Raw genomic sequence first — 4,443 nt, forward strand, 5'->3', positions numbered from 1 at the left:
CCCGCCGTTCCGGTTCAGGGTCTCAAAGGTCTGCTCAAGGCTCTGCGGCTCGGCGCTGCGGACGCCGTCAACGTAGACGGCGTTATCGATGATAGTCACGGGCCCATTATCCCGTCTTCTGCGCCCGTGGCTGCGCGGGGCCGGCCAGCGAGCCGCCTTGGGCCAGCCGGCTGATGAGCGGCTCGGTCCGGTACTGGATGTGGGTGTGCAGGGCGAGGACGGTCTCGGTCCGGATCACGCCTTTGATCCGGAGGATGGAGCGCAAGGCAGCCTGCAGGTTGTGCGTGTCGGTCGCCACCACCCGGCACCACACATCGCCGCGTCCGGAGATCTCGTGGACTTCCAGGACCTGGGCGATCAGGCGCAGGGCGCCCACCACGCCGTCGAGTTCCCGGTGGTTGACCTCGATGGTGACGAAGGCGACGACGTCGTAGCCCACCGCTTCCAGATCGATCTCGCGGCCGCCGTCGTGCAGCAGACCGGACCGCTGCATGCGCCGGACACGGGACTGGGCAGTGTTGCGTGCGATGCCCAACGTTTCGCTGAGGTCGCCGATCTGGACCCGGGGATCCCGGATCAGTTCCAGCAGGATCTTCAGGTCGGTGGGGTCCAGACTGTTCAAATCATCACTCCCGTTCATTCTCGCGGCGTCCCATTGACTGTTTTGATCAATTTTGCCACGAAAATCGGCTGAGAAAATCAGTAATGGCGCATTCTTTAAGGACCAAATCATCACGGACTGGCGGTTCCCCCATCACAGGGAACACGCGGCCCGCTTCCACGCAAGGGCACGGACATGACCGTCTTCAGTGAGCTTCGCATGCGTCCCGCCACAGCAGACCGCTGGGGCTGGGACGCCTCCACCACGGCCCGGCTGGTGATGGCCGGCGTCGTGATCTTCACGCTGCTGGTCGGCGCGAACCTCGCCACGCCGATTTACCCGCTGCTGCAGGCGAAGCTCGGCATTACCGCCCTCGATGTCACGGTGGCCTTTTCCGCCTATGTCCTGGCGCTGGTGGCCACCCTGATCCTGGCCGGCCACTGGTCGGACCACATCGGCCGCCGGGCCGCACTGGTGCTCGCGGTGCTCGTGGGACTCGCCGGTGGATCCGTGTTTGCCACGGCGGACAGCCTGTTCGCGCTGTGTGCGGGGCGGGCCCTGCAGGGTATCGCGGTGGCGCTCGCCACCGGCGCCAGTTCGGCGGCCCTGCGCGAGCTGCTGCCCAGCCGCCCCGAGTGGGCGTCACGGTTCACGCTCCTGGCTTCCGCCGGAGGCGTGGCGGCGGGCCCGGCCATCGGGGGAGTGCTCTCGCTGCTGCCCGGACCCACGTCCACGCCCTACTTCCTGCACTCCCTGGTCCTGGCCGCGCTGCTCGTGCCCTTGTACCTGCTCAAGGCCCGGCCGGCCATCACCTCGGTCGCGGGCCCGCAGCCGCTGCGTGTGCTGGCGCCCCGCCGGCCGTCGGTGTCCAGCGAGGCGCGCGGCGCCTTCTGGCTGGCGTCCTCGGTGGGGTTCCTCAGCTTCACCGTCTTCGGCTTCTGCCTCTCCCTGGCGCCGGGCTATTTCGCCCAGATCGTCCACGCCGATTCGCGGCCGCTGATCGGCCTGCTGGCGGGACTGACCCTCGGGTCCTCCGCGCTCAGCCAGCTTCTCGCCGTGCGGGGACGTTTTGTCGTGCCCGCCGGACTGGGCATGCTGGCCGTGTCGGTGCTGCTGATCGCCGCGGCTGCTGCCTGGAGCAGCCCCTGGCTGCTGATCCTCGCGAGCATCACCGCCGGAATCGGGCAGGGTGTGTCCTTCCGGACCGTCTTCAACGACGTCGCCGGGAAGGTCGAGGCCGCACGCCACGCCCAGATCATCAGCACCGTCTACGTCATCACATACCTCGGCAGTGCCTTTCCCGTCATCGGGCTGGGGCTCGCCGCCGGGGTCGTTGGCCTGCAGGCGGCGGTGGCCGGCTTCGTCGTGCTCTGCTCGGTCGCGGCGGTCACCCTCGCTGTCATCACCCTTCGCGGGGCGTTGCGCCGCGCCTGACCGAACGGCAACTTCCCGTGCCGGCCGGTGCAGCCGCTAGTCAGGCAGCGGGCCCAGGTTTCCCTGGATGTGGTCGAACACGAGGGTGGTTTCGGTGTGGCCGACCACCGGGTCGGTGGCGAGGTTGTCCAGCACCCAGTCCCGCAGGTCCTCGGTGGTGGCGACGGCGATGTGCAGCAGGTAGTCCACCGAACCTGAGGTGTGGAAGGTGGAGAGCACGGCGGGGAGCTTAGGGACCCGGGCCGTGAAGCGGTCGATCTGCTCGCGGTCGTGGGCACGGAGCCGGACGGCGATGAGGGCCTGCACGGAGCGGCCGATCGCGGACAGGCTCAGCTTCGCCTCGAAGCCCTCGATGATTCCGCGTTCGGAGAGCGCCCTGGTGCGCATCAGGGCCGTGGACGGCGCGATGCCGACCAGCTCGGCCAGTTGCTTGTTGGAGATCCGGGCGTCGGCCACGAGGGCCGCCAGCAGGCGCTCGTCGATAGCGTCCAGCGGCTCGCCGGCACCCGCTCCCGGCCGAAGATTCTTCGCACTGCTACTCACTGGTCCTCCTTGATGTGTTGTCTGTTCATCATAAACGGCGCATTCCCACACTTCCATTCGCAGCCTCTACAAAACTCCGAATTATTGCCAGATACTTGCGGGATTCAACGGTGAATATTCATAAGGAGCAAGGGTGCTTTCTCTAGACTCGCTGGCGGTCCACGCCGGCCGGAACGGCCTCACTGAACTGGGCGTGCACGCAGTGCCGATCGATCTTTCCACCACGGCGCCGCTTCCCTCCGTGCATGACGGCGGCCTCGCCTATGAACACATGGCCACAGGTGGCGTCCACGTGGATGGCCAGAGCACCGTCTACCAGCGGCTCTGGAACCCCACCGTTGCGCGGTTCGAGGAGGGCGTCGCCGTCCTCGAGGACACCCCGGAGGCCGTGGCGTTCGCCACCGGCATGGCGGCGCTCACCGCGGTGCTGCTCGCCGTCGTCGCCACCGGAAAGAAGCATGTGGTCGCGGTCCGGCCGCTGTACGGCGGAAGTGACTACCTGCTGGCCTCGGGAGTGCTGGGCAACGACGTCACCTTCACAACGCCGGAGGGTGTCCATGCCGCGCTCCGGCCCGACACCGGACTCGTGATCCTCGAAACGCCTGCCAACCCGAGCCTTGAGCTCGTCGATATCGCCCGCGTGGCAGCGGCGGCGGACGGCGTCCCGCTCCTGGTCGACAACACTTTCGCCAGCCCGATCCTCCAGCGGCCCTTCCGGCACGGCGCCGCCATGGTCCTGCACAGTGCCACCAAGTTCCTCGGCGGACACGGAGATGCCATGGGCGGCGTGGTGGCCGCTGCCCCCGAATGGACCACGCGGCTGCGCCAGATCCGTGCCGTGACCGGCGGCATCCTCACACCCTGGCCGGCCTACCTGCTCCACCGCGGCCTCGCGACGCTCCCGGTCCGGGTGCGCGCCCAGCAGGCCAGCGCACAGAAGGTTGCCGTCGGCCTGGCCGGGCACGGGCTCGTCCGGCGGGTCTTCTATCCGGGTCTGCCCGAGTGCGATCCGCAGGGGCTGATCGGGAGCCAGATGGCCGGCCCCGGCTCGCTGCTTGCCTTTGAGCTGGGCAGCGCCGAGCATGCCGAACGGATCCCCGGTGCGGTGGCCATGATCACGCATGCGGTCTCGCTCGGCGGGATCGACACTCTGATCCAGCACCCTGCCGGACTGACGCACCGGCCGGTGGCCGCCGAGGCCAAGCCGCATGCCAGCCTGCTGCGTGTGTCGGTGGGCCTGGAGGACGCGGCCGACGTCCTGGCCGACCTCGTGCAGGCCATCGAAGCTACCCGTTAGCGCCGGCCGGTGCCTTAGCCGCGGGCCGGGCGGGATGCACGACGGCGGTGATCACCGCCGTCGTGCACGCCAGCACGATCACGGTCAGGGCCAGGGCCGTCCAGCCCAGCAACTGGAAAACCAGGCCGCCGACCCAGCCGATGACGCTGGATCCTAGGTAATAGGCGAGGTTGTAGAGCGAGGCCGCCTGTGCGCGGCCGGTTGTTGCGATCACCCCGGTCCAGCCTGCGCCGATGCTGTGCGCCGCGAAGAAGCCGCCGGTGAACAGCAGCAGGCCCACCAGGATGAGCGCCAGCAGGTGGGTGAGCGTCAGGGCCAGCCCCGCCACCATCAGCACCGTTCCTGAGATCAGGACCGTGCGCCGGCCAAACCGTGCAGTCAGCCCGCCGGCCCAGCGGGAGGAAACCGTCCCGGAGAGGTAGGCCAGGAAGATCAGGCTGATGACGGTGGCCGGCAGGCTGAACGGTTCCCCGGAAAGCCGGAAGCCCAGGTAGTTGTAGACGGCCACAAAGCCGCCCATCAGCAGGAACGCCTGGACGTAGAGGGCCATGAGCCGCGGGTTCCGGCC

General features: G+C 68.4%; 5 protein-coding genes. 2 read left to right on the forward strand and 3 right to left on the reverse strand.

Annotated elements, in window-relative coordinates; genetic code table 11:
- Positions 1–106 precede the first annotated feature (106 nt).
- The gene (locus K789_RS0120625; RefSeq protein WP_029705548.1) at positions 107–640 is read right to left on the reverse strand and encodes an Lrp/AsnC family transcriptional regulator; all 534 of its coding nucleotides are present in this window, start codon (positions 638–640) and stop codon (positions 107–109) included.
- 156 nt (positions 641–796) lie between these two features.
- Between K789_RS0120625 and K789_RS0120630 the strand changes: the two genes are divergently transcribed.
- Positions 797–2,035 carry an MFS transporter gene (locus K789_RS0120630; protein WP_024368404.1) on the forward strand — a complete coding sequence of 413 codons (1,239 nt, stop codon included), beginning with the start codon at positions 797–799 and terminating at the stop codon, positions 2,033–2,035.
- 36 nt (positions 2,036–2,071) lie between these two features.
- On the opposite strand, the gene K789_RS0120635 is transcribed toward K789_RS0120630, so the two are convergent.
- Positions 2,072–2,578 carry an Lrp/AsnC family transcriptional regulator gene (locus tag K789_RS0120635; protein WP_024368405.1) on the reverse strand — a complete coding sequence of 169 codons (507 nt, stop codon included), beginning with the start codon at positions 2,576–2,578 and terminating at the stop codon, positions 2,072–2,074.
- A gap of 133 nt (positions 2,579–2,711) precedes the next feature.
- On the opposite strand from K789_RS0120635, the gene K789_RS0120640 reads away from it, so the two are divergent.
- Positions 2,712–3,875, forward strand: coding sequence for a trans-sulfuration enzyme family protein (locus tag K789_RS0120640; RefSeq protein ID WP_024368406.1), 1,164 nt, complete (start codon positions 2,712–2,714; stop codon positions 3,873–3,875).
- On the opposite strand, the gene K789_RS0120645 is transcribed toward K789_RS0120640, so the two are convergent.
- A partial coding sequence (locus tag K789_RS0120645; RefSeq protein WP_024368407.1) for an MFS transporter occupies positions 3,865–4,443 on the reverse strand: 579 nt, incomplete at its 5' end. The genes K789_RS0120640 and K789_RS0120645 overlap by 11 nt on opposite strands.

Source organism: Arthrobacter sp. TB 26 (genome assembly GCF_000427315.1).
In the GTDB taxonomy this organism is placed as follows: Bacteria; Actinomycetota; Actinomycetes; order Actinomycetales; family Micrococcaceae; genus Arthrobacter.

Excerpts from the sequence above, each read along its gene's own strand:
- K789_RS0120630 (WP_024368404.1), top strand. The coding sequence starts at position 797 with ATGACCGTCTTCAGTGAGCTTCGCATGCGTCCCGCCACAGCAGACCGC.
- K789_RS0120625 (WP_029705548.1), bottom strand. The coding sequence starts at position 640 with ATGAACGGGAGTGATGATTTGAACAGTCTGGACCCCACCGACCTGAAG.